This is a genomic window from Citrobacter sp. LJND-P06 (assembly GCF_058188415.1).
The window spans coordinates 2411347-2437939 of sequence record NZ_CP187317.1 but is presented as its reverse complement, the minus strand read 5'-3'; the positions used below and the strand labels follow the sequence as shown (position 1 = coordinate 2437939).

The 26593-nt window shown below is 52.4% G+C and carries 28 protein-coding genes; 15 read left to right on the top strand and 13 right to left on the bottom strand.

Annotated elements, in window-relative coordinates; all coding sequences use genetic code 11:
* Positions 1 to 9 precede the first annotated feature (9 nt).
* Positions 10 to 1398, top strand: a complete 1389-nt coding sequence (gene pntB, locus ACO7SM_RS11645) for a Re/Si-specific NAD(P)(+) transhydrogenase subunit beta (RefSeq protein WP_490467677.1) — start codon at positions 10 to 12, stop codon at positions 1396 to 1398.
* Positions 1399 to 1454: 56 nt separating this feature from the next.
* Here the strand turns inward: pntB and ACO7SM_RS11640 are convergent, their stop codons facing one another.
* A complete protein-coding gene (locus tag ACO7SM_RS11640) occupies positions 1455 to 2489 on the bottom strand; it encodes an AI-2E family transporter (protein WP_490467676.1) in 1035 nt (344 codons plus the stop codon).
* Between the two features lie 136 nt (positions 2490 to 2625).
* Between ACO7SM_RS11640 and ACO7SM_RS11635 the strand changes: the two genes are divergently transcribed.
* The 4 genes from ACO7SM_RS11635 to ACO7SM_RS11620 all read left to right on the top strand — a co-directional run bounded on the left by ACO7SM_RS11635 (position 2626) and on the right by ACO7SM_RS11620 (position 5860).
* A complete protein-coding gene (locus ACO7SM_RS11635; protein WP_442870747.1) occupies positions 2626 to 2796 on the top strand; it encodes a protein YdgV in 171 nt (56 codons plus the stop codon).
* Between the two features lie 106 nt (positions 2797 to 2902).
* Entirely contained in the window at positions 2903 to 3286 is a 384-nt protein-coding gene (gene mdtJ / locus ACO7SM_RS11630) for a multidrug/spermidine efflux SMR transporter subunit MdtJ (protein WP_490470936.1), read from the top strand.
* Positions 3273 to 3602 carry a multidrug/spermidine efflux SMR transporter subunit MdtI gene (mdtI, locus tag ACO7SM_RS11625; RefSeq protein ID WP_490467675.1) on the top strand — a complete coding sequence of 110 codons (330 nt, stop codon included), beginning with the start codon at positions 3273 to 3275 and terminating at the stop codon, positions 3600 to 3602. Before mdtJ ends, mdtI begins: the two co-directional genes overlap by 14 nt.
* A gap of 95 nt (positions 3603 to 3697) precedes the next feature.
* The gene (locus tag ACO7SM_RS11620; RefSeq protein ID WP_490467674.1) at positions 3698 to 5860 is read left to right on the top strand and encodes a bifunctional diguanylate cyclase/phosphodiesterase; all 2163 of its coding nucleotides are present in this window, start codon (positions 3698 to 3700) and stop codon (positions 5858 to 5860) included.
* Position 5861: 1 nt separating this feature from the next.
* Here the strand turns inward: ACO7SM_RS11620 and ACO7SM_RS11615 are convergent, their stop codons facing one another.
* From ACO7SM_RS11615 to ACO7SM_RS11600, 4 genes are all read right to left on the bottom strand, one after another.
* Positions 5862 to 6683, bottom strand: a complete 822-nt coding sequence (locus ACO7SM_RS11615) for a trypsin-like serine peptidase (RefSeq protein WP_490467673.1) — start codon at positions 6681 to 6683, stop codon at positions 5862 to 5864.
* A 100-nt stretch (positions 6684 to 6783) separates the two neighbouring features.
* Positions 6784 to 6864: a small membrane protein YdgU gene (gene ydgU / locus ACO7SM_RS11610; protein ID WP_192614343.1), complete on the bottom strand. Its 81-nt coding sequence runs from the start codon at positions 6862 to 6864 to the stop codon at positions 6784 to 6786.
* A gap of 91 nt (positions 6865 to 6955) precedes the next feature.
* A complete protein-coding gene (asr, locus tag ACO7SM_RS11605; protein ID WP_490467672.1) occupies positions 6956 to 7288 on the bottom strand; it encodes an acid resistance repetitive basic protein Asr in 333 nt (110 codons plus the stop codon).
* 176 nt (positions 7289 to 7464) lie between these two features.
* Entirely contained in the window at positions 7465 to 8961 is a 1497-nt protein-coding gene (locus ACO7SM_RS11600; RefSeq protein ID WP_490467671.1) for a carboxypeptidase M32, read from the bottom strand.
* Here ACO7SM_RS11600 and ACO7SM_RS11595 point away from each other — a divergent pair.
* Complete coding sequence (locus ACO7SM_RS11595; protein WP_490470935.1) at positions 8960 to 9184, top strand: KPN_01571 family protein; 225 nt, start codon at positions 8960 to 8962, stop codon at positions 9182 to 9184. The genes ACO7SM_RS11600 and ACO7SM_RS11595 overlap by 2 nt on opposite strands.
* A 76-nt stretch (positions 9185 to 9260) precedes the next feature.
* On the opposite strand, the gene ACO7SM_RS11590 is transcribed toward ACO7SM_RS11595, so the two are convergent.
* A complete protein-coding gene (locus tag ACO7SM_RS11590) occupies positions 9261 to 10514 on the bottom strand; it encodes an MFS transporter (protein ID WP_490467670.1) in 1254 nt (417 codons plus the stop codon).
* A gap of 216 nt (positions 10515 to 10730) precedes the next feature.
* Here ACO7SM_RS11590 and ACO7SM_RS11585 point away from each other — a divergent pair, with 216 nt between their 5' ends.
* The 3 genes from ACO7SM_RS11585 (at position 10731) to bioD (ending at position 13800) form a co-directional block, all read left to right on the top strand.
* Positions 10731 to 11630, top strand: coding sequence for a LysR family transcriptional regulator (locus tag ACO7SM_RS11585; RefSeq protein WP_490467669.1), 900 nt, complete (start codon positions 10731 to 10733; stop codon positions 11628 to 11630).
* 128 nt (positions 11631 to 11758) lie between these two features.
* Positions 11759 to 12979, top strand: coding sequence for a sugar metabolism global transcriptional regulator Mlc (gene mlc, locus ACO7SM_RS11580; RefSeq protein ID WP_490467668.1), 1221 nt, complete (start codon positions 11759 to 11761; stop codon positions 12977 to 12979).
* A 125-nt stretch (positions 12980 to 13104) separates the two neighbouring features.
* A complete protein-coding gene (bioD, locus tag ACO7SM_RS11575; RefSeq protein ID WP_490467667.1) occupies positions 13105 to 13800 on the top strand; it encodes a dethiobiotin synthase in 696 nt (231 codons plus the stop codon).
* Here bioD and clcB read toward each other — a convergent pair.
* The 4 genes from clcB to ACO7SM_RS11555 form a co-directional block, all read right to left on the bottom strand.
* On the bottom strand, positions 13756 to 15045 hold the full coding sequence (gene clcB, locus ACO7SM_RS11570; RefSeq protein ID WP_490467666.1) for a voltage-gated ClC-type chloride channel ClcB: 1290 nt from the start codon (positions 15043 to 15045) through the stop codon (positions 13756 to 13758). The two genes, bioD and clcB, sit on opposite strands and share 45 nt — an antisense overlap.
* A 150-nt stretch (positions 15046 to 15195) precedes the next feature.
* A complete protein-coding gene (gene dmsD, locus ACO7SM_RS11565) occupies positions 15196 to 15810 on the bottom strand; it encodes a Tat proofreading chaperone DmsD (protein WP_490467665.1) in 615 nt (204 codons plus the stop codon).
* 211 nt (positions 15811 to 16021) lie between these two features.
* Positions 16022 to 18460, bottom strand: a complete 2439-nt coding sequence (ynfE, locus tag ACO7SM_RS11560) for a selenate/tellurate reductase subunit YnfE (protein WP_490467664.1) — start codon at positions 18458 to 18460, stop codon at positions 16022 to 16024.
* Positions 18461 to 18614: 154 nt separating this feature from the next.
* Positions 18615 to 18920, bottom strand: a complete 306-nt coding sequence (locus ACO7SM_RS11555) for a DUF1161 domain-containing protein (protein WP_490470934.1) — start codon at positions 18918 to 18920, stop codon at positions 18615 to 18617.
* A gap of 246 nt (positions 18921 to 19166) precedes the next feature.
* Here ACO7SM_RS11555 and ACO7SM_RS11550 point away from each other — a divergent pair, with 246 nt between their 5' ends.
* Both ACO7SM_RS11550 and ACO7SM_RS11545 read left to right on the top strand, forming a co-directional pair.
* Positions 19167 to 19550: a cupin domain-containing protein gene (locus ACO7SM_RS11550; protein WP_490467663.1), complete on the top strand. Its 384-nt coding sequence runs from the start codon at positions 19167 to 19169 to the stop codon at positions 19548 to 19550.
* 187 nt (positions 19551 to 19737) lie between these two features.
* Positions 19738 to 20412 (top strand): YnfC family lipoprotein, encoded by a 675-nt coding sequence (locus ACO7SM_RS11545; RefSeq protein ID WP_490470933.1) that lies wholly within the window; start codon positions 19738 to 19740, stop codon positions 20410 to 20412.
* Between the two features lie 7 nt (positions 20413 to 20419).
* On the opposite strand, the gene speG is transcribed toward ACO7SM_RS11545, so the two are convergent.
* Together speG and ACO7SM_RS11535 are read right to left on the bottom strand one after the other, a co-directional pair.
* Positions 20420 to 20980 (bottom strand): spermidine N1-acetyltransferase, encoded by a 561-nt coding sequence (speG, locus tag ACO7SM_RS11540; protein ID WP_490467662.1) that lies wholly within the window; start codon positions 20978 to 20980, stop codon positions 20420 to 20422.
* Between the two features lie 34 nt (positions 20981 to 21014).
* Complete coding sequence (locus ACO7SM_RS11535) at positions 21015 to 21356, bottom strand: DUF1283 family protein (RefSeq protein WP_301696793.1); 342 nt, start codon at positions 21354 to 21356, stop codon at positions 21015 to 21017.
* 154 nt (positions 21357 to 21510) lie between these two features.
* On the opposite strand from ACO7SM_RS11535, the gene ACO7SM_RS11530 reads away from it, so the two are divergent.
* The 4 genes from ACO7SM_RS11530 to ACO7SM_RS11515 all read left to right on the top strand — a co-directional run bounded on the left by ACO7SM_RS11530 (position 21511) and on the right by ACO7SM_RS11515 (position 26283).
* Positions 21511 to 21837 (top strand): YnfA family protein, encoded by a 327-nt coding sequence (locus ACO7SM_RS11530; RefSeq protein WP_490467661.1) that lies wholly within the window; start codon positions 21511 to 21513, stop codon positions 21835 to 21837.
* A gap of 108 nt (positions 21838 to 21945) precedes the next feature.
* Positions 21946 to 23160 carry a starvation-sensing protein RspA gene (rspA, locus tag ACO7SM_RS11525; protein ID WP_490467660.1) on the top strand — a complete coding sequence of 405 codons (1215 nt, stop codon included), beginning with the start codon at positions 21946 to 21948 and terminating at the stop codon, positions 23158 to 23160.
* A gap of 136 nt (positions 23161 to 23296) precedes the next feature.
* On the top strand, positions 23297 to 24580 hold the full coding sequence (locus ACO7SM_RS11520; RefSeq protein ID WP_490467659.1) for an MFS transporter: 1284 nt from the start codon (positions 23297 to 23299) through the stop codon (positions 24578 to 24580).
* 236 nt (positions 24581 to 24816) lie between these two features.
* The gene (locus ACO7SM_RS11515; RefSeq protein WP_490467658.1) at positions 24817 to 26283 is read left to right on the top strand and encodes a mannitol dehydrogenase family protein; all 1467 of its coding nucleotides are present in this window, start codon (positions 24817 to 24819) and stop codon (positions 26281 to 26283) included.
* A gap of 91 nt (positions 26284 to 26374) precedes the next feature.
* Here ACO7SM_RS11515 and ydfZ read toward each other — a convergent pair whose 3' ends face one another.
* Complete coding sequence (gene ydfZ, locus ACO7SM_RS11510) at positions 26375 to 26578, bottom strand: putative selenium delivery protein YdfZ (RefSeq protein WP_203357887.1); 204 nt, start codon at positions 26576 to 26578, stop codon at positions 26375 to 26377.
* Between the last annotated feature and the right edge of the window lie 15 nt (positions 26579 to 26593).

The following is a 26593-nucleotide window of genomic DNA, read 5'->3' as shown; positions in this document are numbered from 1 at the left end:
GGGTAACACATGTCTGGAGGATTAGTTACAGCTGCATACATTGTTGCCGCGATCCTGTTTATTTTCAGTCTGGCGGGGCTTTCAAAACATGAAACCTCCCAGCAGGGTAATAACTTTGGTATCGCCGGGATGGCGATTGCGCTGATTGCCACGATTTTTGGCCCGGATACTGGCAACGTTGCCTGGATTCTGGTGGCGATGATCATCGGCGGCGCGATTGGTATTCGTCTGGCGAAGAAAGTTGAAATGACCGAAATGCCGGAGCTGGTGGCAATTCTGCACAGCTTCGTCGGTCTGGCTGCCGTGCTGGTTGGCTTTAACAGCTACCTGTACCACGAAGCCGGTCTGGAGCCGATTCTGGTGAACATTCACCTGACGGAAGTGTTCCTCGGTATCTTTATTGGTGCAGTCACTTTCACCGGTTCTGTTGTCGCGTTTGGCAAATTGCGTGGGAAGATCTCTTCCAAACCGCTGATGTTACCGAACCGCCACAAAATGAACCTGGCGGCGCTGGTTGTCTCCTTCCTGCTGATGGTGCTCTTCGTGCGTACTGAAAGCGTCGGCTTACAGGTTCTCGCGTTGTTGGTGATGACCATTATTGCCCTCGCATTCGGTTGGCACTTAGTGGCGTCGATCGGCGGCGCGGACATGCCGGTGGTGGTTTCCATGCTGAACTCCTACTCAGGATGGGCGGCGGCGGCAGCGGGCTTTATGCTGAGTAACGATCTGCTGATTGTAACCGGCGCGCTGGTCGGTTCTTCGGGTGCAATTCTGTCTTACATTATGTGTAAGGCGATGAACCGCTCGTTTATCAGTGTGATCGCCGGTGGTTTCGGGACTGATGGTTCTTCAACCGGTTCGGATGAAGAAGTGGGTGAACACCGCGAAATCAATGCGGAAGACACCGCTGACATGCTGAAAAACTCCCATTCGGTGATCATCACCCCAGGCTACGGCATGGCGGTGGCGCAGGCACAGTATCCGGTGGCGGAAATCACCGAGAAGCTGCGTGCGCGCGGTATCAAAGTGCGTTTCGGTATCCATCCGGTGGCAGGGCGTTTGCCAGGCCACATGAACGTACTGCTGGCAGAAGCCAAAGTGCCGTACGACATCGTGCTGGAAATGGATGAAATCAACGACGATTTCACCGACACCGACACCGTGCTGGTGATTGGCGCGAACGACACCGTTAACCCGGCGGCGCTCGACGACCCGCGTAGCCCGATCGCCGGTATGCCCGTGCTGGAAGTGTGGAAAGCGCAGAACGTTATCGTCTTCAAGCGCTCTATGAACACCGGCTACGCAGGCGTGCAGAACCCGCTGTTCTTTAAAGAAAACACCCACATGCTGTTTGGTGATGCCAAAGCCAGCGTGGATGCCATTCTGAAAGCGCTTTAAAGAGAGTTGCCATCCGGCAATGAAGTGAACGGCCTCTGCGGAGGCCGTTTTTTATATCAGGCTTTGTTGAGGTCGCTGAGCAAAACCGCAATGCTCTGACCGCCCGTTGTTTGCTCAAGGGCAATTTTAACGACGATGGTCAGCGGCACCGAGAGCAGCATACCCACGGGGCCGAGCAGCCATCCCCAAAAAATCAATGACAGAAAAACCACCAGCGTCGAAAGGCCTAATCCACGTCCCATGATCCGGGGTTCAAGGATGTTACCGAACACCAGGTTAATCGCCAGATATCCCGCCAGCACGACAAGTGCGTCGTAAAATCCGCTGAACACCAGTACCTGAGCGATAGGTGGAATCGCTGCCAGAACCGAGCCAATATTAGGGATATAGTTCAGCGCAAATGCCAGCAGTCCCCATACGAAAGCAAAACGCACATCCAGAGCCGCCAACATTCCCCATGCGACCAGACCCGTGACAATGCTGATGGCGGTCTTCAGCACCAGATAATGCGAAACGCTGTCGATCGCGCGCTGAATGGCGGCCATCCCCTCTGCAGGGTTTGCCATCATCTGTTTTAGCTTGCCGGGCAGTTGTGGCACTTCCAGGAGCATAAAGACGACGGTTAACAGGAGTAAAAAGATAGACGACATGGCGTTAGAGAGTTGGGTCAGCAGGTTAGTGACCAGCGTCATGGCCGCGTTAGGGTTGATATATTTCGCCAGTTCATCCACAGAAACGCCAATTCCTGCACGTTGTAGCCACGGTTCAATGCTTTTCAGGGGGATAATCAGCGATGAACGGTACTGCGGCAGCGTTCGTGCGAGCTCATTTAATGAGGTTCCCAGATACGCCAGCAGAAGCACCATCGCCATCACAATGATGACAACCAGTAATGACACCGCCAGCACACGGGGGATGCGAAATTTGACCATCCGTTGTACTACCGGGTTTAAAACAACGGCAATAAATAACGCTAAAATAAAGGGGACAATGATATCCGCCGCAATACGAATTCCCACGAGAATGATGACTAACATTGCCAGCATAATCACTATTTTTAGGCCATTAAACGTGATGATTGGTTTTGCCATGCTAATTCCTGAATTCTGCTTCCTGGTGTTTATAATAATGTGATTCGGGTCGAACTGCGCTACCAAAAATCGAAGGATTGAGGTAAAGAAGTGAAAAGGTTTTGAGTTAAATCTACAGCTGTGGTACAAATCAGGCGTGTTTAACTACCGAGGACAATTATCATCCGCGATGACGAGAAGCAACACTGCGGATAATTGTAATATTATGGACAATATGTTCAGGACGTTTTTTTCTACATCGACACACCTTCGTACTTCTTCTACCTTCCTGCTTGCTGGTGAGCAGCTCTGGCGCAACGCGCTTTAGTCCCATTCTTCTGCCTGAGCTGGCGCGACGCGCTGAGCTATCTGATTTTATTTTGGTTTGCTGCATGCAGCAGATCCGCAGGACTATATTCTCAAGCAGGAGAAGTATCATGTTTTACTGGATTTTATTAGCACTGGCAATTGCGACCGAAATTACCGGAACGTTGTCGATGAAATGGGCGAGTGTTAGCCATGGCAACACTGGTTTTATTTTGATGCTGGTAATGATCACCCTCTCGTATATTTTTCTCTCGTTTGCCGTTAAAAAAATAGCCCTTGGCGTCGCCTATGCCTTGTGGGAAGGGATCGGTATTTTATTTATTACGCTGTTTAGTGTGCTGTTATTTGATGAAGCGTTGTCAGCGATGAAAATCGCGGGTCTGGCGACCCTGGTACTCGGCATTGTGCTGATCAAATCCGGTACGCGAAAGCCCGCCAAAACGGTGAAAACGGCGAAAGCGGTGAAAGGGGTGACCCATGCAACAGTTTGAATGGGTACACGGCGCCTGGCTGGCAGCCGCCATTGTGCTGGAAATTGTCGCTAACGTCTTTCTGAAATTCTCTGACGGTTTTCGGCGTAAAATTTACGGTATATTGTCTCTCGCCGCCGTCCTGGCCGCGTTTAGTGCGCTGTCTCAGGCCGTAGAAGGTATTGACCTTTCCGTGGCGTACGCGTTGTGGGGCGGGTTTGGTATTGCTGCCACGCTGGCGGCGGGGTGGGTGCTTTTTGGTCAACGTCTGAATAACAAAGGCTGGGTCGGTGTAGTACTGCTGTTGGCCGGTATGATAATGATAAAACTCGCCTGATGTGATCGCTGCCTGAAAGAATCAGGCAGCGAAATTCTCCGGCTGTAGTACGCTATAAATACTACAATTAGTCAGGCGACGGGCGAGGGATCCGGATGGCAAATTTGTTGCACTGGCGTAATATTCCTACAGCGAAAACGCTGTTTGTTATGATTTTTATGGCCGGGATAGGTCTGATAATCTCGGTCGTGGCTCTGCTTTATCTTTCCCTTCATCTGATCACCACCAAAACTAACGAAATTGACGACCGCCGCACGGCACTGTCGGTGCAAGGGGCGGTGCAAACCTCGGTGAATCGCGTATGGTCGCTGGTGCTGGACAATGCCGTCTGGGACGAAGCGGTCAAAGAGGCATATCGACCCACGTTAGACACCGCATGGTTATCTAAAACCTGGGGTTCAGGCCTTAAGATCAATAACCTGTATGACGGCACGTTTATCCTCGACGAGCACTTTCACGTTTTATGGGGCGCATTTCGCGGTAAGCCGTTTACGGAAGATAACCTCCGTTTTTTTGGCCGGGGTATGCAGTTCCTGATCGACCAACATGCTCAGCCTCTCGCCAGCGAAAAAAACATTTATGCCGGAATAACCCGCACCCGGGAAGGCGTTGCCTTTGTCGGTATCGGGTTGATCCGCCCGATGGCGGAAGGATTTCCCGTTCAGGGAAGCGAACGTCGGTACCTGGTCATTACCCGCCATCTCAACCCAGAGATCCTGAGCGGACTGGGTAAAACCTTTCAGATAGAAGACCTCGCCTATACGACTGAACCCTCGGTGGGGCCCAGCATACCGCTGAAAAGCTCGGCCGGAGAGGTACTTGGCTACCTTAGCTGGCAGGCGCGTCTACCCGGAGTGCAGGCAGCGCAGGCAGCGTCAAGTGATATTACGCAGATAGTCATGCTGGCCGCGGCGTTAATTCTGCTCTTTATTCTGTTGAGCAGCGTTGGACTTTATAAACTGGCAAAAGGTGAGCAGCAGGCAAGACGCATTGCCCGTATTGACTGGTTAAGTCATTTGCCAAACCGCCGCGCTTTAATTGAAAAGCTGGAGCACTCCAGGTTAAGCGGCGAGCCGGGAACGAAAAGCGTGGTCTTTATCGATCTGGATGGGTTTAAAGACGTCAATGATATTTACGGTCATCACGTTGGCGATCAACTGATTGTCACCATTGCCCAAACGCTGAGAGATAAAATCCCGCCGGAAGGGATGCTGGCGCGCATGGGCGGGGATGAATTTGCCATGATGGTTGGCGGTGCGCGCGCGGAAGAAAGCGCGGCGGCATTTGCGGGCAGTGTTCTGGATTATCTCAATACGCCCATTAGCCTGGGGGAAAGAACTATCCACATTGGCGCCAGCATTGGTATTGCGAGTGGCTCGCTGGTGGAGATTACCAGTTCAGAACTGTTCCGCCGGGCGGATATCGCGATGTATCACTCCAAAAGTACCGGCAAGGGGCGAATTACGCATTACGATTCTGAATTAAACAGCGTTCGGGAACGTGAAATCGTTATCGAAAATGACATTCGCCTCGGCCTGGAAAGAGAAGAGTTCGATATCTGGTATCAGCCTATTGTTGATGCCCGGTCGCAAATAATGATTGGGGTGGAGGCGCTGGCTCGCTGGCATCGCCGACCTGCTGGCGAATTAAAACCGGATGAGTTTATCCGCATTGCTGAAACCAGCGGCTTGATCTACCGGCTCGGTCAATTTGTATTGCGCCGCGCCTGTTTTGATCTCCAGCCGCTGAGTGACCTTAAACTGTCGGTGAATATTTCTCCCGCCCAGTTCCGCGACCCGGATTTTGAGAACAAAGTGGCGGGCGTGCTTCAGGAAACTGGGTTTCCGGCGGGGCGTTTACAGCTGGAAGTCACCGAAACCTATGTGCTGGAAAGCCCGGAACGGGCGCGCGCCGCTATCGCAAATTTAAAATCACTGGGTACGGCGGTGGCGCTGGATGATTTCGGCACCGGATATTCGAGCATCGGTTATTTACGCCGCTTTAATTTCGACACCATTAAGATTGATAAATCGCTGGCAGGCCTGGTGGATGATGACGATCAGGCGTCAGCGCTGGTGAGCGGCACCATCCGTATTGCCAGTGCGCTCGGGATGGCGGTCATTGCCGAAGGCGTGGAGACAGAAAAACAGATGAAGCTGCTGCGTCTTGCCGGATGTGACCAGCTTCAGGGTTTTTACTTTAGCCAGCCGATGCCGATCGAATCGCTGTTACAGCTTCGCCAGCAACGACATTGCTAAGTTATTGCTGAGCCAGCGCGTCCAGTTTGTCACGAAACCCCGTGACGGAGAGTGCGCGGTTATCTGCCCGCCAGCGGTCTTTGGCCGCCGGGGCGGAGCTTTGCACGCCAATCAACTGCCAACCCGCATCGGTCTTCAGCATCAATGGCGAACCGCTGTCGCCAGGCAACGTATCGCACTGATGAGAGAGAACCGACGTTTGCGCCCAGCCGGTGACCAGACAATCCTGGTGTGTATACAGCGCATCAATATGATCTTCCGGATATCCCGACTGCGTCACTTTACGATCGGTGGTCTTCAGCGCTGCGGTTAACGCCGCTTTGTCGCCTTCAAATAAGGGCAGTGGCGTAATGCCGGAAGGCGGGTAGCGTAACACCACCAGACCGAAGTCCCAGGATGCCGCCGCAGGGGGAACAATCCAGCCATCACCGTCCGGTTTCAGCCGCTTACCCAGTGAAGGATCGACCCGTCCTTCAATCCCGTGAATTTCGTAGCGCCAGAGTCCCTTCTTCGACACAAAACGTAAGGCGATGGCTTTATCCGGCTTACCTTTCGGTGGAATGAGCAAACAGTGTCCCGCCGTCAGCGCCAGATGTGGTGAGATGAGCGTAGCGGTACAGAGGTTACCGCTGGCGGTCTCCAGTTGCCCAATCGCATCCCAGGGCGGTTGGGTTGGGTCAGCGACCTGAACGCGATCATCTTGACCAAAAAATAGTGTTTTGACTTCAGGGGTATCCGTGGCAGTCGTATTAACCTCATCCGCATGAGTCACGACAGGAGAAAGACAAACTGAAGCCAGTAATACGGCAATGGTTTTCTGCATATCACACTCTGTGTGGGTAATTATGATTATAAAAAGCAAACCCTCAGTAAATACTATAGACGGGACGGCAGAAAAGTGGGAGTAAAATCAGATGACTACATCAGGAAAGATAAAAATGCGTGGCGATAAGTGCACATAAAATAAGTGCGATAAGAATGAACTCAAAACGGTAACGAGGCACCTTATCACCCTCCAAAAGGACGGCGCTAAATCAGAACAATTTAGCGCCGTGTGTCATGGCGCGGGGGAGCGCCATTGAACCTGGATGAATCTTACGCAGCCGGTTGAGCGGCCGGTTTAGTCGTTTCGTGTTTCACCGGTTTTTTGGTGGATTTTTTAGCCGCCTGCGCTTTTTGCTCTGGCGCTTTTTGTTCTACCGCCGGTTTGGTTGCAGACTTTTTGGTGTGCTTTTTAGCGGCCTGCGCTTTCTGTTCTGGCGCTTTCTGGGTAGCAGCGGCTTTGTGATGTTTTTTGTGATGTGTGGTGGTCGCGGAAGCCGATTTGGTGGCCGCTGGTGCGGTGGTGGAGGTTGCGGTTTCGGCAGCAAATGCAGCGGAAGACAGACCCATAGCAGCGGCAACAACCAGAGCTAATACTTTTTTCATTTTAATACCCTCGATTTTGTTTTTCATTCAACCCCACTGCGGGGCCGTTGAAATCACTATATCGCTGTAAATTCAGGGCTTCCGTGAGTCATTGGTATCGGCGTGTAACGATATGTACAAGATGGGGGATACGCGGTAGAGAAGCCCGATAAGCCTGCGCTATCGGGCATTCTGGTTTAGCGAGGCAATGACAAATAACGTGATTCAAGGTGTTCGCGGAAGTACCGGCTACTGAGGGGTTCTCCGGTGGCCTGGGTAATGAGCTGTGCGGTGGTGTACCGGCTCCCGTGTTGCCAGATGTTTTGCCGCAGCCAGTCGAACAGGGCGGTGAAGTTGCCCTCGGCGATGTGGGCGTTCAGATTCGGTAACGCCCGGCTTGCGGCGCTGAACAACTGCGCGGCGTACATCGCGCCCAGCGTATAGGACGGGAAGTAGCCGAACCCGCCATCGGTCCAGTGAATATCCTGCATGCAACCGTCGCGATAATTCCCTTCAGTTGACAGTCCCAGCCAGGCCTGCATTTTTTCATTCCACAGCGCCGGTATGTCGTCAACGTCGATGTCGCCGTTGATCAGCGCCCGCTCAATTTCATAGCGTAAAATCACGTGCGCAGGGTAGCTGACTTCATCGGCATCTACGCGGATGAATCCCGGTTTCACCTGCTGATTCCAGGCCATAAAGTTAGCCTCATCAAAGGCTGGCTGATCGCCAAAGTGGCGTTTAACCGCCGGGATCAACTGCCTGAGGAATCCCTGACTGCGGCCCAGTTGCATTTCAAAAAACAGACTCTGGGATTCATGGAGAGCGGTCGAACGTGCTAGCGCGATGGGCTGTCCTGGCCAGTCACGCGGCAGGTTTTGCTCGTAGCGCGCGTGTCCCGTCTCGTGGATGACGCCAAACAGCGCGCTGAGCAGTTCGTTTTCATCGTAACGTGTGGTGATCCGCACATCTTCCGGGACACCACCGCAGAAAGGGTGGGCGCTAATGTCCAGACGTCCACCGTTGAAATCAAAACCCAGCAACGCCATGGTTTCCAGCCCCAGTTCGCGCTGAACCGACGTTGGGAAAGGCCCCACCGGTGCCACAAGCGGGCGCTCGGATTGTTTGGCGACGGCCTTATTCAGCAGGTCAGGAAGCCAGCTTTTCACATCCGCAAACAGCACATCCAGTTGCGCGCTGGTCATATCCGGTTCAAAGACATCCAGTAGCGCATCGTAGGGCGTGCAGCCTTTGGCTTGCGCGCGTAAACGTGCCTCTTCACGGCTGTATTTCACCACCTCTTTGAGGTTTTGCGAAAACCCTTGCCAGTCATTGGCCGGACGCTGAGTGCGCCAGGCATGTTCACAGCGGCTTCCCGCCAGGGATTTGGCCTCAACGAGCGACTCAGGCAGCAGTGACGCCTGATGGTGAAGGCGTGTCATTTCACGCAGGTTTGCACGTTCAATCTCGTCGAGATCCTCTTGCCCGGCAGCGGAAATCCACTTTGCCACGGCGGGATCGGTAATGATTTGATGCTCCAGAACGCTCAGTTCCGCCAGCGCTTCGCCTCTGGCGCGGCTTCCTCCGGGAGGCATCATGGCAAACATATCCCAACTGGCGATGGCAGAGAGATGGGAAAAACGGGATAAACGCAAAAAGGTGCGGGTGAGTTGTTGATAGTTTTTATTGTCCATGTATCCTCTTCGGCGGAGTGTGCTGGTCATGACTCCTACCATAATAGGGCGTTTTATTTACTGGTACCTCTTTTTAGTCTGCGAAGTGGTAACATCGCCCTCGAAAATAAAAACAAACGCATACAGCATTATGAATCCGATCATTTGGGTTGTATTTGCTCTTCTGGCACTGGACGCCATCAGGGAAATGGTGGGGGCATCCTCCATCCTGGGAATGTGGTAGTTGGGTGTTAGTCGAGACAGGAAGAATACCCGGGCATGGCGTTTTATACCTTGCGTGATGCCCGGGGTTCTTATTGTCAGGCGTGTAATCGATGGTGCAAGCGCGCGCCGACCAGAATCGCCAGTACCAGCATCAGCGCAATAAACCCGCCAACGCCGTTCCAGCCGTAGTTATGCCAGAATATGCCGCCGAGCGTCCCGGCAACGCTGGAGCCTACGTAATAGCTAAAGAGATAAAGCGACGATGCCTGGCCTTTCGCCCGTCGCGCGCGAGGGCCAATCCAACTGCTCGCGACAGAGTGCGCGGCAAAAAAACCGGCAGAAAAAAGCAGCATACCGGCAAAGATCAGCCATAAAGGGCTGAATAACGTCATTAACAGACCAGCCAGCATCACCCCCGTCGAAAATAACATTACCGGCCCGCGGCCATAGCGGGTGGTCATGGCACCGGCTTTTGGCGAGCTCCATGTCCCCGTGAGGTAAGCAACGGAAAGCAGCCCGACAACGGCCTGGCTCAGTTCCCAGGGGGAGAGCATCAACCGGTAGCCGATATAGTTAAACAGGGTGACAAACGACCCCATCAACAAAAAGCCTTCGGCGAACAGTAACGGCAAACCCCGGTCACGCCAGTGCAGACGAAAGTTAATGAACAGCGTTTTAGGCCGCAGCGACGTGGGACGGAAATGACGGGACTCCGGCAATATTTTCCAGAACATTAATGCCGAGGCGAGCGCAAAACAGCCAATCGCCGCCAGCGCAATTCGCCAGTTGAAAAAATCGGTAAAGACCCCGCTGATCAGGCGTCCACTCATTCCGCCAATGGAGTTGCCACTAATGTACAGCCCCATCGAAAACGCCACAAAACTGGGGTGAATTTCTTCGCTCAGGTAGGTCATTCCCACCGCCGCAACGCCGCTCAATGACAACCCAATCAAGGCCCGCATAAAAAGGATGCCATGCCAACTGGTCATCATGGTGGACAATAACGTACAGCAGGAGGCGAGAAGCAGTGCGGTCACCATCACCGGTTTGCGACCGATGGCATCAGAAAGCGGGCCGGTAAACAGCAAACCGATGGCCAGCATGGCGGTCGAGATAGACAGCGAGATACTGCTGCTGGCGGGCGATACGCCAAACTCATGGGACAGCACAGGCAAAATCGGCTGTACGCAATAGAGCAGGGCGAATGTCGCCAGTCCGGCAGAAAAAAGCGCCAGTGTGACGCGCATAAACGGGGAGGTGCCGCGTTTTATAAATTGATTTGGCTGGGAAATAATCTGTTCATCAACATCGCTTGCCGGGGCGGTATCGACAATAGTAGTACGGCTCACGTGAAATCCTTGCTTAGCATCCCCGTAGTTTAGGTGACGGGCATGACCACCTGAAAAACTGACTCATTAAGCCTTTTCGCGCCATTTGGGTCTGGGATTATGTACACCCTCATCCAGACTGGCTGCAACACTACGCTTGCAGAATCAGACTTAAGAGTAGGAAAATCAAAATATTCTGTCTAATATATTAATAATCTCAAATAATACTTTTAAAATATGAATATTGAGCTGCGTCACTTACGCTATTTTGTGGCGGTTGCGGAAGAACTGCATTTTGGTCGTGCCGCCGCCCGTCTTAATATTTCGCAACCGCCGCTGAGCCAACAGATTCAGATCCTTGAGCAGCAGGTTGGGGCGCGGCTGTTGGCGCGAACTAATCGCAGCGTGGCGTTGACCGCCGCCGGGAGGCAGTTTTTGGCCGACAGTCGGCAAATTCTGGGGCTGGTCAATGAGGCGGCGGCGCGGGCTGAGCGTCTGCATCAGGGAGAGGCGGGCGAATTACGCATCGGTTTCACTTCGTCTGCGCCCTTTATTAAAGCGGTTTCCGATACCCTTTCCGGGTTTCGTCTGGAATTTCCTGATGTCCATATGCAGACCCGTGAAATGAATACCCGTGAGCAGATTGCGCCGTTGAGTGAAGGGGCGCTGGACATGGGATTGCTGCGTAATACGCAGCTTCCGGATACGCTGAACCGGGAGGTGATACTGCATGAACCGCTGATGGCGATGATCCCGCGTGAGCATCATCTGGCGCAAAAGCCGGTGGTGACGCTGGCCGAGTTGGCAAAAGAGCCGTTTGTCTTTTTTGATCCCCACGTTGGCACGGGTCTGTACGACGATATCCTCGGGCTGATGCGTCGTTATAATCTGACGCCGGTCATTACCCAGGAGGTCGGGGAGGCCATGACCATCATCGGACTGGTGGCGGCAGGGCTGGGCGTTTCGATTCTGCCCGCCTCCTTTAAACGTGTGCAGCTTGATGAAATGTGCTGGATACCGATCGCTGAAGCCGATGCCGTGTCGGAAATGTGGCTGGTCTGGCCGAAACACCATGAGCAAAGTCATGCCGCGCAGAGGTTTCGTCATCAGTTGTTATCCGCAGTCAGTCGTGCTTAATTTAGTTTAAAAAGCGGTAAAAATGTGCGGCAAATCACACGGCTACGTAAAAATTTGACGGCAAGTGTTGAAGTCCTTCACCATAGCCTACAGATTATTTCGGAGCGCGAAAATAAAGGGAGTCAGAGGTGGTTGCTGATAGTCAGCCTGGGCATATCGATCAAATCAAGCAGACCAACGCGGGCGCGGTATATCGCCTGATTGATCAGCTCGGACCGGTATCGCGTATTGATCTTTCTCGCCTTGCGCAATTGGCGCCTGCCAGTATTACAAAAATTGTCCGCGAAATGCTTGAAGCGCATTTGGTACAGGAACTGGAGATCAAAGAAGCGGGTAGCCGTGGTCGTCCTGCCGTTGGGCTGGTGGTGGAAACTGAGGCCTGGCACTACCTGTCTATTCGCATCAGTCGCGGAGAGATTTTCCTCGCCTTGCGCGACCTGAGCAGCAAGCTGGTTGTGGAGGAGTGTCTTGAACTTCCCCTTATTGCCGACCTTCCGCTGCTTGATCGCATCATCATGCTGGTCGATCAGTTTTTTATCCGCCATCAACAGCAGCTTGAGCGGTTAACCTCTATCGCCGTCACGATGCCGGGCATTATTGATACTGAGAATGGCATTGTTCACCGGATGCCGTTTTATGACGATGTCAAAGAGATGGCGCTGGGTGAAACGCTGGTGAAGCATACCGGCGTACCGGTCTATATTCAGCATGATATCAGTGCCTGGACGATGGCCGAGGCGCTTTTTGGCGCCTCACGCGGCGCGCGTGATGTCATTCAGGTGGTGATTGATCACAACGTGGGGGCGGGCGTCATCACTGATGGTCATTTGCTGCATGCGGGGAGCAGTAGCCTGGTTGAGATCGGTCATACCCAGGTGGATCCTTACGGTAAACGCTGCTATTGCGGTAATCACGGTTGTCTGGAAACCATTGCCAGCGTGGACAGCGTCCTCGAACTGGCGCAATTACGCCTCAATCAGTCGATGAGTTCTACGCTGCACGGTCAGCCATTAACGGTGGATTCACTGTGTCAGGCCGCCCTCGAAGGGGACTTACTGGCGAAGGATATCATCAGCGGCGTCGGAAGCCATGTGGGGCGTATTCTGGCCATCATGGTGAATTTATTTAACCCGCAAAAAATCCTGATCGGTTCTCCGTTAAGCAAAGCAGCGGATATTCTTTTCCCCGCCATTGCCGACAGCATTCGCCAGCAAGCGCTCCCGGCGTACAGTAAAAACATTGCCGTTGAGAGCACGCAGTTTTCAAATCAGGGAACGATGGCGGGCGCGGCGTTAGTAAAAGACGCGATGTATAACGGCTCTTTGTTGATTCGTCTATTACAGGGTTAACATTTTTTCACTGTCGTACGAAAAATTGCGCTATCTCAAGCCGATCCCCCTTGTCATACCTTAGACTTTCTCCACTGTATTATTTTCCTGACTTATATTTTTGAAGCATAACGGTGGAGTTAGTGATGCTGAAGCGTTTCTTTATTACAGGTACAGACACTTCTGTTGGGAAGACAGTGGTTTCCCGCGCATTACTACAAGCGTTAGCGTCAGGGGGTAAAACTGTCGCGGGTTACAAACCGGTCGCCAAAGGAAGCAAAGAGACCCCTGAAGGGTTGCGCAACAAAGATGCGCTGGTGCTGCAAAGCGTCTCTTCGATTGAATTACCTTATGAAGCCATCAACCCGATTGCGTTAAGCGAAGATGAAAGTAGCGTGGCGCACAGCGGCCCCATCAATTACACCTTGCTGTCCAATGGGTTGGCGAGTCTGAGTGAAAAGGTGGATCACGTTGTTGTGGAAGGCACCGGAGGGTGGCGGAGTCTGATGAATGACCTTCGTCCATTATCCGAGTGGGTCGTGCAGGAGCAACTGCCGGTACTGATGGTGGTGGGGATCCAGGAAGGCTGCATCAATCATGCGCTGTTGACGGCGCAGGCCATTGCCAATGATGGACTGCCTTTAATGGGATGGGTCGCGAACCGTATCAACCCAGGCCTTGCGCATTATGCAGGGATCATTGATGTACTCGGTAAAAAAATCCCTGCGCCTTTGATTGGCGAACTGCCGTATCTTCCTCGCGCAGAGCAGCGTGAACTCGGGCAGTACATCCGCATGTCAATGCTTGGCAGCGTGCTGTCGGTAAATCGAGTCGTGGCGTAACGTTCGCGATAATACCGACGCGATTACGCACGCCATCAGCAGCCCGGGGAGTAAACGATATTCCCCGGTCATTTCACAAATCATCAGCGTAGACATTATCGGCGCATGCGTGGTGGCCGCCAGTAACGTCGCCATCCCCGTTAATCCCAGCAGAATCGCTATTTCATCCGTGCCGGGGATCCCGATCCCCCACAGGCGACCAAACAGCATACCGATTGACAGACCGACGAACAGGGTCGGCGTAAACACGCCGCCAGGTGCGCCGGAACCGCTACTGGCGAGCACGGCCAGCAATTTACAGATGAAGATCCCGGCAATCACGGAAAGCAGCGGCGGGGATAACAAAAAAGATTGCACTACGCTATAGCCATTTCCCCAGACGGTTGGCGTCAACAGAGAAAGCAACCCGACCGCCAGTCCCCCCAATGCCAGTTGCCAGGGCGGCGTTAGCTGAAGCCGTAAAAAAACATGATGAGTTGCGGTCATTGACCACGTCAGTAACGGACCGCAGAGCCCGGCGACCAGCCCTATACTGATAATCAGGGCGTATTCCCGCACATGCAGGTCGAGTGACAGGTGAACCGTATAGAGCAGCGCGCTGCTGTCGTTGAGTACGTGGGTGGTTAGCAACGCGACAACGGCAGAGATCACCACCGGCCCCAGTGATGCCAGCATTAATGTGCCGAAGAGAACTTCTGCGATGAACAGACTTCCGGCCAGCGGTGCATGATAAGCGCTCGCCATACCCGCTGCGGCACCGCAGGCTATCCAGAGCTTCCATTCTTCACGGGGCGCAAAACGTTGCGCCAATGCGGAGGCGGCCAGCGCGGCCAGCAATACCATGGCACCTTCACGCCCAATGGCGCTCCCCGTGGCAACCACTAACAACGACGCCAGCGATTTCACCAGGCTGGAACGGTAATCAAAGGGGTCATCCGTCTGCAAGGCTTCCATGTAATCCGTAGGCGCGTGCGGGCGTTGCTGATTCATTTTTTGCCAGCCCCACAGCAGGGCTCCGGCAACGAACCCACCGAGGGCGGGGGTGAGTAAACGCCTTAGCGGCGAAAGACCCGCTGCCGCATTGACCAGACTCCCGGTGTCATTACTCAAAAATAGCTTTTCGAGGAGCAGCATCGCATGGCGAAATCCGCTCACCGCCAGCGCAGCAAAAATACCGATCAATGCGGCGAGCCATAAACGGCGAAACAGAGTGCGAAGATCGGGGTAAGCAGGTAAACGATGCATGAATAATCGCAGTGTGATGTGATTTTGATAACGGTAGTGTGCGGTGAAATGCGAAAAGAAGCAAAACCGTCCGTGTCAATTGCCGTTGTTAGCGGGACATTAACGCTTACCGACCCGCAGAGTCGATAAACGTTAACGACGCCTGTTATCTTAGCGGAACAGCGGTTTTACCGCGACGGGGATCAACAACTGTGACTGCCAGTTGGCCAACGTATGCTGCGCCAGTTGGCCTAATGCCTGGTAAAATGGATGGTTGGCATTCTCAATGAAAACCGCCAGAAAACGGCTCGACCAGGGAAGCAGATGCCAGGCCAGAAGCTGTTCGCATTCTGTGTGGCGGTCATTCTCCGCGAGCCAGGCGGCCAGCAACAGAAGGGAGCCAAAATGATCTTCGGGTTCATTTTGCTGCATCTCAAACTGGATGCCGTTATCTCGCATCCACTGGCGTAACGCCAGCGTGGAGTCGCCAAAGAGCACGCTTTCTCTGTCTAACCAGACCGATCCCCAGGGCGGTGAAGGCAGCGCCCACGGGCCAACAAATAACCGCTGCCAGGCTTCAGTCAGCGATTCATCGCACTCAGCCTGAAAAGAGGTCACCAGCGGCGTTAACAGCGTCTGAGAAAGCGGCCACTGCGCCTGCCAGCCCTCAGAGGTTAATGCGTGAACCAGCGGGGTGGCTTCGCTACTTTCGGGTGCGTAGTAAAACAGGGCGCCAAGCACCCGCGCCGCCATCGGGAATTCGTTAGATTGTGAAATTGAGGTCATGCAAAACGTCCTAAAAGGTGCGGGTTTCCCCGCACGAGTTTATTAACCTGTAACCGTCATGCCGGGCGTTCTAAATCCGGTGGGTCAGTAACCGCAGTTTAGCCAGGGTTTTGCGGCATTTTAGCGGGAATCGCCACCCACAACCAGAATTTGCTCCCGGGCAGAAACCCAACGCGTCGCTGAAACGCCCGCGGCGACGCAGTGACGGGACTCAGACTTTCTCGATTTCCACCAGATTGGTGTGCTGCGGATTCCCTTTTGCCAGTGGTGAAGGACGCTGCGTGGTTAACGTGTTAACGCACGCGCCGTGGTCGACTTTATCGCCTGACATATCGGCGTCATGCCAGGCCCCCTGACCCATGGCGCTTACCCCTGGCAGAATGCGCGGCGTAACCTTCGCGGGAATACGAAGCTCACCGCGATCGTTAAACACGCGCACCATATCGCCGTTGGCAATGCCGCGTTTTTGAGCGTCTATCGGATTGATCCAGACTTCTTGTCGGCAGGCAGCTTTCAGAACGTCAATGTTTCCGTAGCTGGAATGCGTTCTGGATTTATAATGAAAACCAAAGAGTTGAAGCGGGAATGTGCTCCGTTTAGGGTCGTCCCACCCTTCGAACGTGGAGGCATAAATCGGCAGTGGGCTGATGACGTCGCCTTTATCCAGTTCCCAGGTGTTGGCAAGGGTTGCCAGCCTGCTGGAGTAGATTTCGATTTTTCCCGACGGGGTTTTGAGCGGGTTCGCCAGCGGGTCTTCTCGGAATTTTTTATAGGCGACGTAATGACCGTTCGGGTCTTTACGTTTATAAATCCCCATTTCCTTTAAGTCGTCATAGGCGGGAAGCGCTGGGTCTTTTTCCAGCATTTTGGCATACAAATAGTACAGCCATTGCTCCTGTGTTCGCCCTTCGGTGAACCGCTGATGAATATCCGCGCCAAGGCGCTTTGCCACTTCGCTCATAATCCAGTAGATCGGCTTACGTTCAAATTTAGGCGCGGTGGTCGGCTGGATAAATATTAAATACCCCATATTACCGGCCGACTCGTTGGGAATAATGTCTTCCTGCTCGACGGTCATCAGGTCTGGCAGCAGGATGTCGGCATACTTCGCCGAAGAAGTCATAAAGTTATCTATCACGACGATCATTTCGCATTTCGAGTCATCCTGCAAAATCTCGTGCGTTTTATTGATATCCGAGTGTTGGTTGGTAATGGTGTTGCCAGCATAGTTCCAGATAAATTTAATCGGTACGTCCAGCTTCTCTTTGCCACGCACGCCGTCACGTAAGGCTGTCATCTCCGGGCCGCGGACGATGGCGTCTGTCCAGCTAAAACAGGAAATTTGCGTTTTAACCGGATTGTCCGGCAGCGGCATGCGTTCAATCGTGATGGTGTATGTGGATTCGCGCGCACCGCTGTTGCCTCCGTGGATCCCCACGTTGCCGGTCAGAATCGGCAGCATGGCAATCGCGCGTGAGGTTAACTCACCATTCGCCTGGCGCTGAGGGCCCCATCCCTGGCAAATATAGGCCGGTTTGGTGGCGCCAATTTCACGGGCGAGTTTCACAATGCGATCGACCGGGATGCCGGTAATATGCGATGCCCACTGCGGCGTTTTGGCGGTGGCGTCTTCGCCCTGACCCAAAATGTAAGCTTTGTAATGCCCATTGGCTGGCGCATCAGCGGGGAGTGTTTTTTCATCGTAGCCGACGCAACAGGCGTCAAGGAAGGGCTGATCGACAAGATTTTCAGTGATCAACACCCAGGCGATTCCGGCGACCAGCGCCGCGTCTGTACCCGGACGGATGGGGATCCACTCGTCTTCACGACCCGCTGCCGTATCGGTGTAACGGGGATCAATAACGATCATCCTGGCATTTGAACGCGCCCGGGCTTGCTCAAGAAAGTAGGTAACACCGCCACCGCTCATCCGGGTTTCAGCAGGGTTATTACCAAACATCACCACCAGCCTGGTGTTTTCAATATCTGAGATACTGTTGCCGTCATTTGAGCCGTAGGTATACGGCATGGCGGCGGCGATTTGCGCCGTGCTGTAGGTGCCATAGTGGCTAAGAAAACCGCCATAACAGTTCATCAGACGGGCCACGAGCGAGGCATAAGGCGAGGAGCGCGTAATATTGCCGCCGACGATGCCGGAGGAGTAGTTGATATACACGGCTTCATTGCCGTATTTGTCGACGGTGTTTTTGAGGCTATGACTAATCGTATCAAGCGCCTCTTGCCAACTGATCCGCTCAAACTTTCCTTCACCTCGTTTGCCCACGCGTTTCATTGGGTAATTGAGGCGATCCGGGTGATTAATACGTCGACGAATAGAGCGTCCGCGCAAACAGGCGCGTACCTGATGATCGCCGTAAACATCGTCGCCCGTGTTGTCGGTCTCAACCCGCCAGACTTCATTATCCCTGACGTGAAGGCGCAGAGCGCAACGGCTGCCACAGTTTACTGAGCAGGCTCCCCAGACGACTTTATCGTCCTCCGGCTGCATTGCTTTTTGCACACCTGCCGCCGCAGTACGGACTCCGAAGGGTAACGCGAGGCCACCTGCGGCGAGCGCCAGTGAGCCAATGGCTGTGGATTTCACCAACGTTCTGCGGCTAATGCCTCCCTGGTGCTCAATTCTGGACATCACTCACTCCATTATCGCAATCGTTATATAAATTGTTTTATACGGGAATTAGTATCCTGCTAATGATGCAATGAGTTTACCCTTGCTTTATGAAGGGGTATTAATCCATATCAATATAAGGGATGCCCTCCGGGAGCGGAGGGCGAGCGGGGGATCACTGGGGTTCGACGGCGTGTCCGTCCTGAGCCGGAGTGCTATTTGCAGGGGCGTTTCCGCTACTCGTGCGGGTATAGAGGATTTTGTGGGTGTCGTTTGCACAATGCCCCACAACCTGCGAATCAGGCTGATCGGCCTGATCGTTCGGCACGATATTTAAGGTAAAACTCGATTCTGCCACCCCGTTGTTGATGATCCGTTGCGCTATATCGCTTTTGACTCTTTCGCACGATTCCGGTGCAGCCATGACCCACGGGGACGCGCTCACCAATAATAAGACGGCAATTCCTCTGGTTAGGTTCATCATTCACTCCTTCTATAGAAAACGATAAATAAAGCATAGCATTTGTAGTATACCCCTCTCTATTTGAACGCAACCCGTTGAAGGTTCTTAAAAATAGCGCCACTCCCCAAATGATCTCCAAAGCGATACCGCCCGTGCACCCCCATTATTATTGCAACGGGTGCGCCCTGACTGCGCACAAAAAACAACCGCCGTTGGTATACTTTGAGAGCGACCATGCGCGTATTCAATCTAAGGAGGTGCGCAATGGACATAGCAGAAGTGAAATCATTCGGGACGCCAGATGAAGTTCGCGAATTTCCGAATGGACGACTGGAACTCCTGAATATAGGGGGAGCGATAGTCGGTCGTGCGGTTCTGGAGCCCGGCTGGCGTTGGGCGACATCCGTGCAGCCCATCGTCGGAACGAAGAGTTGTGAAGCGCCTCATTTTCAGTATCACGTTGCCGGGGTGCTGCGGGTAAAAATGGACGATGGCTCTGAATTCGATTGTCTGCCTGGTAATTTGTCACGCATTCCTCCCGGTCACGATGCCTGGGTGGTGGGGGATGAACCGGTGGTCATTGTTGACTTTCAGGGAATGGTCGACTGGGCCAAACATAAAGAGGGTGGCTGTACTGACTCGCCATAAAGCAAAAAAGACCAGTACGATGATCATCATTCATCATCGTGTAGAGGGCCCATTCTTCGGCGTGGGCCTTTTCTTTGTGGACAAAACTATGGTGTAACCCTCTGTATTTGCTAATATGATTGAGAATCTTCCCTGTAACGCGGTGAATAATGTGACGAAGACGGCGATCCTGAGTTTTCTGTGTGTGATGGTTGCTGGATGTGACAACGCAACAAGTCTGGTTTCGTACACGCCGGAAATGGCCAGCTTTTCCAATGAATTTGATTTTGATCCGTTACGTGGCCCGGTAAAAGATTTCAGCCAGACGTTGATGAATGATAAAGGCGAAGTGGCGAAACGGGTCAGTGGCACGTTATCGCAGGAAGGTTGCTTTGATACGCTTGAACTTCACGATGTGGAAAACAATACCGGACTGGCATTAGTGCTGGACGCCAATTTTTACCGCGATGCCGAAACGCTGGAAAAAAGGGTGCGCTTGCAGGGGAAATGCCAACTGGCGGAATTACCTTCGGCAGGGGTTGTCTGGGATACCGATGATAACGGTTTCGTCGTTAGCGCAGCGGGCAAAGAGATGAACGTGCAGTACCGCTACGACGCCGATGGATATCCGTTGGGGAAAACCACGGTCACCAAAGACAGTACATTGTCGGTCAGTTCTAAACCGTCTGCGGACCCGCTAAAAAAAATGGATTATACCGCCGTGACTCTGCTTAACGACCAGCCGGTGGGGAATGTGAAGCAAACCTGCGACTATGACGCCCACGCCAACCCTGTCAACTGCCAGCTTATTATTGTCGATGAAAGCGTTAAACCAGCAGTTGAGCGGAGTTACACCATTAAAAATACCATTGAGTATTACTAAACCGCACTTACTGCGCGGTGGGTTTTAGCAGATTAGACGCTGGCGTTTTGTGTTGCGCCAAATACTGCTGCTGGAAGATACACATCCGAATGGTATTGCGGTATTCGCCATTGATAAAAAACTCATGAATTAATTCACCTTCTATCATAAAACCTAATTTGCGATAGATGTGAATCGCTTTCTCGTTTTCTTTATCGACGATCAAGTACAGCTTGTAGAGATTGAGTACGGTAAAACCGTAATCCATCGCCAGTTTTGCTGCGCGAGAGGCCAGACCTTTCCCCTGATAATCCGGAGAAATGATGATTTGAAATTCGGCCCGACGATGCACATGGTTAATTTCGACCAGTTCAACCAGACCGACTTTCTCGCCGTTGCATTCCACGACAAAGCGGCGTTCGCTCTGGTCGTGAATGTGTTTGTCATACAGATCTGACAGCTCGACAAAGGCTTCATAGGGTTCTTCAAACCAGTAACGCATCACGCTGGCGTTATTGTCGAGCTGGTGTACGAAGCGTAAATCTTCGCGCTCAAGCGGGCGTAATTTGACACTCTGGGCGCTTGTCATACAGTATCCTTACATTCCTTCGTGAACGTCTATTTTAGGGTGCAACAGTGCGGCCGGTGCGACGATCCAGGCAGCGAAGGGTATTCGGTTCCCAGTACGCATTGATATTCGCGCTTTGTTCACATTTATCGCGCTTATCAAATGCCGCGTCAGCTTTGTCCCACTCTTTTTCTGTGCGCGTATTCACTTTATTGCGCAGATTACGCGTGTCGTTCCACTGCTCTTTTTCCATCGTGGCCTGTTGACGGCTTTGTGCGCTGTCTCCGGATTCAATCACCAGTTTGCTGGTTTCTGCCATTGCACAAGTAGTGTACATGACGGCACCCAGCGTAAGCATTGCCGTCAGGCACAGGCGTTTGCTAAGTGTTTTGTTCATGGTTAGTTCCTTTAAATGAATGGGCTAAAAGCGATTTAATGCGTCCAAATTCTACACTATTTCGGCGCGCAGGGCATACCCGCCTTAAGGGCATGGATACGCTGAGGATATTCTGACGTATCATGGTTAACTCCACGGTCACTCAATACCCATAATGCTAAAAACTACGCTGCTCTTTTTTGTTACGGCGCTCTGCGAAATTATCGGCTGCTTTTTACCCTGGCTCTGGCTTAAGCGGGGCGCAACGGCCTGGCTGCTGGTTCCGGCGGGCGTTTCACTGGCGCTGTTTGTCTGGTTGCTGACATTGCATCCGGCAGCCAGCGGGCGAGTCTATGCGGCTTATGGCGGTGTCTATGTCTGCACGGCCTTGCTATGGCTGCGTTTTGTCAACGGCATAAAGCTCAGTGTGTATGACTGGTCAGGCGCCGCGATAGCGCTGTGTGGCATGTTGATCATCGTGGCGGGCTGGGGGCGCGTTTAAGCCCCCCATTTTTGTGATGAGCGAGTGATTTTTTGATCGATATACTTGTATGGTAGTAGCTCAGCCGGCTAAATTCCCTGCATCACACAAGAGATGTAAGGAATAAAAATGAAAATTGTAGCGGCTGAAGTCTTTGTCACCTGTCCGGGGCGTAACTTTGTTACGCTGAAAATTACGACGGAAGACGGTATTACCGGTCTTGGCGATGCCACGCTCAATGGTCGTGAGTTGTCGGTCGCATCGTATCTGAAAGATCATCTTTGCCCTCAGTTGATTGGTCGTGACGCACACCGGATCGAAGATATCTGGCAGTTCTTTTATAAAGGCGCCTACTGGCGTCGTGGCCCGGTCACGATGTCGGCCATTTCTGCTGTTGATATGGCGCTGTGGGACATTAAAGCAAAAGCCGCCAACATGCCGCTGTATCAGTTACTGGGCGGCGCTTCTCGCGAAGGCGTGATGGTGTATTGCCACACTACGGGGCATTCGGTCGATGATGTGCTGGAAGATTATGCGCGTCATAAAGAGATGGGGTTTAAAGCGATTCGCGTGCAGTGCGGCGTGCCGGGTATGAAAACCACCTATGGTATGGCGAAAGGGAAAGGGCTGGCTTACGAGCCTGCGACAAAAGGGCAGTGGCCGGAAGAGCAACTGTGGTCAACCGAGAAATACCTCGACTTTACCCCCAAACTGTTTGACGCCGTACGCAGCAAATTTGGTTTTGATGAGCACTTACTGCACGACATGCACCACCGCCTGACGCCCATTGAAGCGGCGCGTTTTGGTAAGAGCATTGAAGAGCACCGCCTGTTCTGGATGGAAGATCCTACGCCTGCGGAGAACCAGGAATGTTTCCGCCTGATTCGCCAGCATACGGTCACGCCTATCGCGGTCGGCGAAGTCTTTAACAGCATCTGGGATTGTAAACAGCTAATTGAAGAGCAACTGATCGACTACATCCGTACCACGATTACGCACGCAGGCGGCATCACCGGTATGCGGCGTATCGCTGATTTTGCTTCGCTGTATCAGGTTCGCACCGGTTCACACGGCCCCTCCGATCTCTCGCCGGTGTGTATGGCGGCGGCGCTGCACTTTGACCTGTGGGTGCCGAACTTTGGGGTTCAGGAATACATGGGATATTCCGAGCAAATGCTGGAAGTCTTCCCGCATAACTGGACGTTTGATAACGGTTATATGCACCCTGGCGATAAACCGGGTCTGGGCATTGAGTTTGATGAAAAACTGGCGGCGAAATATCCCTACGAACCGGCCTGTTTACCTGTGGCGCGCCTGGAAGATGGCACGTTGTGGAACTGGTAATTAAAAAGGAAATAATTACTGATCCTAAAAAACAAATGGAATCCTACATAAAAGGGAAATTTGTTTGATCTCCATAATCTTCAACTATTTTAGTTGGCGTTAATTCATTAATTACGTTTAGTTTCCGGAGGCCATTATGGAACAAACTTTAATAAAAGATACAATAATTGAAAAGCCCGCAAGAATACGACGCATTCAGACTGTGACATTAGTGCTTCTCTTCATTGCTGGTATCGTCAATTTCTTAGACCGCTCATCTTTAAGTGTGGCAGGGGAAGCTATTCGCGGCGAACTCGGTTTATCGGCAACGGAATTTGGTGTTTTGCTTTCCGCATTTTCACTGTCTTACGGGTTATCACAGCTACCATCAGGTATTCTTCTGGATCGCTTTGGCCCGCGGATTGTCTTGGGCGCCGGATTGATTTTCTGGTCGTTAATGCAGGCCGCAACAGGAGTTGTGAACTCGTTCAGTCATTTCATTATGCTGCGTATTGGCCTTGGCATTGGTGAAGCACCTTTTATGCCTGCTGGTGTTAAATCAATAACTGACTGGTATGTGCAAAAAGAACGGGGAACTGCACTAGGTATTTTTAATTCATCAACGGTGATTGGTCAGGCTATTGCACCGCCGGCACTGGTTGTGATGCAGCTTGCCTGGGGTTGGCGTACGATGTTTGTAGTTATTGGTCTTGCGGGAATTATTGTTGGGATATGCTGGTATATGTGGTACCGCAACCGAGCACAGTTTGCATTACAAAATAATGAGAGAGAATATTTATCCGTTCCGGTTATCGAGCGTCCAAAGCTTGTTTTCAGCGAATGGTTGTCGTTATTCAAATCACGTACTACCTGGGGAATGATTCTCGGATTTTCTGGTGTTAACTACACGGGTTGGCTATATATCGCCTGGCTACCCGGTTATTTACAGGCAGAACAGGGTTTTAGCCTGGCAAAAACGGGATGGGTTGCAGCGATTCCATTTTTGGCAGCGGCAGTGGGCATGTGGACAAATGGCATTATTGTTGATGCTCTGGCAAAACGTGGTTATGACCTCGCGAAAACACGTAAGACAGCCATTGTAATCGGTTTAATGCTTTCTGCGTTGGGTACGCTTTTGGTGGTACAGTCAACAACGCCAACACAGGCTGTTGCATTTATTTCAATGGCGCTGTTTTGCGTACACTTCGCAGGTACTTCGGCCTGGGGTCTGGTACAGGTACTTGTTTCTGAAACGAAAGTTGCATCTGTTGCTGCGATTCAGAACTTTGGCAGCTTCATATTTGCTTCCTTTGCACCGATTGTAACGGGGTGGGTTGTTGATACTACTCACTCATTCAATCTGGCATTAATTATTGCCGCATGTGTGACATTTACTGGAGCACTTTGCTACTTCTTTATTGTTCGTGATCGTATCGAGTGAGCCTTTGGGCTGTCTGCTGAGGCAGACAGCCTTCCTTCCTTGAAGTCTGTAGGTCAAAATGTAGCCACAGTGCTTCATGTCATAATTGGCGTATTAGATGATTAAAATACGTCCTGTCACACAGCTTAAAAATCATGTCATACCAATTGCCAATAAATTAACTCAAATCAAAAACACGCCAAAATAACTCGTTAATCTAGTATGGTAATCAACGTTCTCTACAGTGAGTCAGAAAGATGCAAAACAATCTATTAACCGCTAAGGCAATACTCCCTACCTATGATCGCACCAAACTGGTGTCGCGTATTGTTCATCTGGGGTTTGGTGCGTTTCACCGTGCGCACCAGGGCGTCTACACCGATATTCTGGCCGCAGAGCACAACAGTGACTGGGGATATTGTGAAGTCAATCTGATTGGCGGTGAGCAGCAAATTGCCGACCTGAAACAACAAGATAACCTGTATACCGTGGCAGAAATGTCGGCAGATGCGTGGACTGCAAGAGTTGTCGGCGTGGTGAAAACGGCTCTGCATGCCCAGGTTGATGGTCTGGACGCTGTACTGGCCGCGCTGTGTGAGCCGCAGGTTGCCATTGTTTCCCTGACGATTACTGAGAAAGGGTATTGTCATTCTCCGGCGACCGGGCAACTGATGCTGGATCACCCGATGATCGCCGCCGATCTGCAAAACCCACAGCAGCCTAAATCCGCGGCAGGGGTCATCGTTGAAGCGCTGGCGCGCCGTAAAGCGGCAGGTTTGCCGGCATTCACCGTGATGTCCTGCGATAACATGCCTGAGAACGGTCATGTGATGCGTAATGTGGTAACCGCGTATGCCGGTGCCGTTAATGCTGAACTGGCGCAGTGGATTGAACACAACGTCACGTTCCCTTCCACGATGGTTGACCGAATTGTGCCTGCCGTCACCCCGGATACGCTGGACAAAATTGAACAGTTAACCGGTGTGCGCGACCCGGCGGGTGTGGCGTGCGAGCCGTTCCGTCAGTGGGTGATTGAAGACAATTTTACCGCAGGGCGTCCTGAATGGGAAAAAGCCGGTGCCGAACTGGTGGCCGATGTCATCCCGTTTGAAGAGATGAAACTGCGGATGCTCAACGGTAGCCACTCTTTCCTGGCATATCTTGGCTATCTGGCAGGTTATCAGCATATCAATGAGTGTATGGGCGACGAAAATTACCGTCTCGCAGCGCGTGCGTTGATGTTGCAGGAACAGGCGCCGACCCTGAAAGTGACTGGGGTCGATCTCAAACGTTACGCCGACTTACTGATTGAACGCTACAGCAACCCGGCGCTGCGTCATCGTACCTGGCAGATTGCGATGGACGGTAGCCAGAAACTGCCTCAGCGTATGCTGGATTCTGTGCGTTGGCATCTGGCGCATAACAGCAGCTTTGATTTGCTGGCGCTGGGCGTTGCAGGTTGGATGCGCTATGTCGGGGGTGTGGACGAGCAGGGCAATGCGATTGAGGTCAACGATCCGCTGCTTCCTGTCATTCAGAAAGCGGTTCGGGAGAGTCAGGAAGGTGAAAGCCGCGTTCAGGCGTTGCTGGGCATTGATGCTATCTTCGGCAATGAGCTGCCGCATGAAGGACTGTTTACCCGCAAAGTGACGCAAGCGTATCTGTCTTTGTTGGCTGATGGTGCGAAGGCGACCGTTGCGGAATACGCCGCGAAACAGAAATAACGCTGTAGAAATGGATATGTAGCCGGGAATAGCGATGTCGCTTCCCGGCAGTCACATCATCGTTATGCCGCCTGGGGCGGCATTGACACCCTTAGTTCATGCCGAGACGAATCAGTTCGATGGGCGCAAACTTACCCTCGCAACCTTCAACTTGCACGGTTTTCCCGCGGCGGATCTGTGCTGCATCAAGGCCATCGGTATCAATTGAGGTAATTTTCCCCGTATGTCCTGTGCCGCTAATCATGACCCGGCTGCCAGTGGTGATTGCGTTACGGTTACGATCGTATGTCATCATGGTGTTTTCTCCTTT

Excerpts from the sequence above, each read along its gene's own strand:
- ACO7SM_RS11545 (WP_490470933.1), top strand. The coding sequence starts at position 19,738 with ATGGTTGCTGGATGTGACAACGCAACAAGTCTGGTTTCGTACACGCCG.
- ACO7SM_RS11615 (WP_490467673.1), bottom strand. The coding sequence starts at position 6,683 with ATGCAGAAAACCATTGCCGTATTACTGGCTTCAGTTTGTCTTTCTCCT.
- pntB (WP_490467677.1), top strand. The coding sequence starts at position 10 with ATGTCTGGAGGATTAGTTACAGCTGCATACATTGTTGCCGCGATCCTG.
- ACO7SM_RS11520 (WP_490467659.1), top strand. The coding sequence starts at position 23,297 with ATGGAACAAACTTTAATAAAAGATACAATAATTGAAAAGCCCGCAAGA.
- asr (WP_490467672.1), bottom strand. The coding sequence starts at position 7,288 with ATGAAAAAAGTATTAGCTCTGGTTGTTGCCGCTGCTATGGGTCTGTCT.
- ACO7SM_RS11515 (WP_490467658.1), top strand. The coding sequence starts at position 24,817 with ATGCAAAACAATCTATTAACCGCTAAGGCAATACTCCCTACCTATGAT.
- ACO7SM_RS11585 (WP_490467669.1), top strand. The coding sequence starts at position 10,731 with ATGAATATTGAGCTGCGTCACTTACGCTATTTTGTGGCGGTTGCGGAA.
- ACO7SM_RS11550 (WP_490467663.1), top strand. The coding sequence starts at position 19,167 with ATGGACATAGCAGAAGTGAAATCATTCGGGACGCCAGATGAAGTTCGC.
- ynfE (WP_490467664.1), bottom strand. The coding sequence starts at position 18,460 with ATGTCCAGAATTGAGCACCAGGGAGGCATTAGCCGCAGAACGTTGGTG.
- mdtI (WP_490467675.1), top strand. The coding sequence starts at position 3,273 with ATGCAACAGTTTGAATGGGTACACGGCGCCTGGCTGGCAGCCGCCATT.
- ACO7SM_RS11600 (WP_490467671.1), bottom strand. The coding sequence starts at position 8,961 with ATGGACAATAAAAACTATCAACAACTCACCCGCACCTTTTTGCGTTTA.
- ACO7SM_RS11530 (WP_490467661.1), top strand. The coding sequence starts at position 21,511 with ATGCTAAAAACTACGCTGCTCTTTTTTGTTACGGCGCTCTGCGAAATT.
- ACO7SM_RS11555 (WP_490470934.1), bottom strand. The coding sequence starts at position 18,920 with ATGAACCTAACCAGAGGAATTGCCGTCTTATTATTGGTGAGCGCGTCC.
- ACO7SM_RS11535 (WP_301696793.1), bottom strand. The coding sequence starts at position 21,356 with ATGAACAAAACACTTAGCAAACGCCTGTGCCTGACGGCAATGCTTACG.
- dmsD (WP_490467665.1), bottom strand. The coding sequence starts at position 15,810 with ATGACCTCAATTTCACAATCTAACGAATTCCCGATGGCGGCGCGGGTG.
- ydfZ (WP_203357887.1), bottom strand. The coding sequence starts at position 26,578 with ATGATGACATACGATCGTAACCGTAACGCAATCACCACTGGCAGCCGG.
- ACO7SM_RS11620 (WP_490467674.1), top strand. The coding sequence starts at position 3,698 with ATGGCAAATTTGTTGCACTGGCGTAATATTCCTACAGCGAAAACGCTG.
- ACO7SM_RS11640 (WP_490467676.1), bottom strand. The coding sequence starts at position 2,489 with ATGGCAAAACCAATCATCACGTTTAATGGCCTAAAAATAGTGATTATG.
- ACO7SM_RS11595 (WP_490470935.1), top strand. The coding sequence starts at position 8,960 with ATGTATCCTCTTCGGCGGAGTGTGCTGGTCATGACTCCTACCATAATA.
- clcB (WP_490467666.1), bottom strand. The coding sequence starts at position 15,045 with ATGCATCGTTTACCTGCTTACCCCGATCTTCGCACTCTGTTTCGCCGT.
- bioD (WP_490467667.1), top strand. The coding sequence starts at position 13,105 with ATGCTGAAGCGTTTCTTTATTACAGGTACAGACACTTCTGTTGGGAAG.
- speG (WP_490467662.1), bottom strand. The coding sequence starts at position 20,980 with ATGACAAGCGCCCAGAGTGTCAAATTACGCCCGCTTGAGCGCGAAGAT.
- rspA (WP_490467660.1), top strand. The coding sequence starts at position 21,946 with ATGAAAATTGTAGCGGCTGAAGTCTTTGTCACCTGTCCGGGGCGTAAC.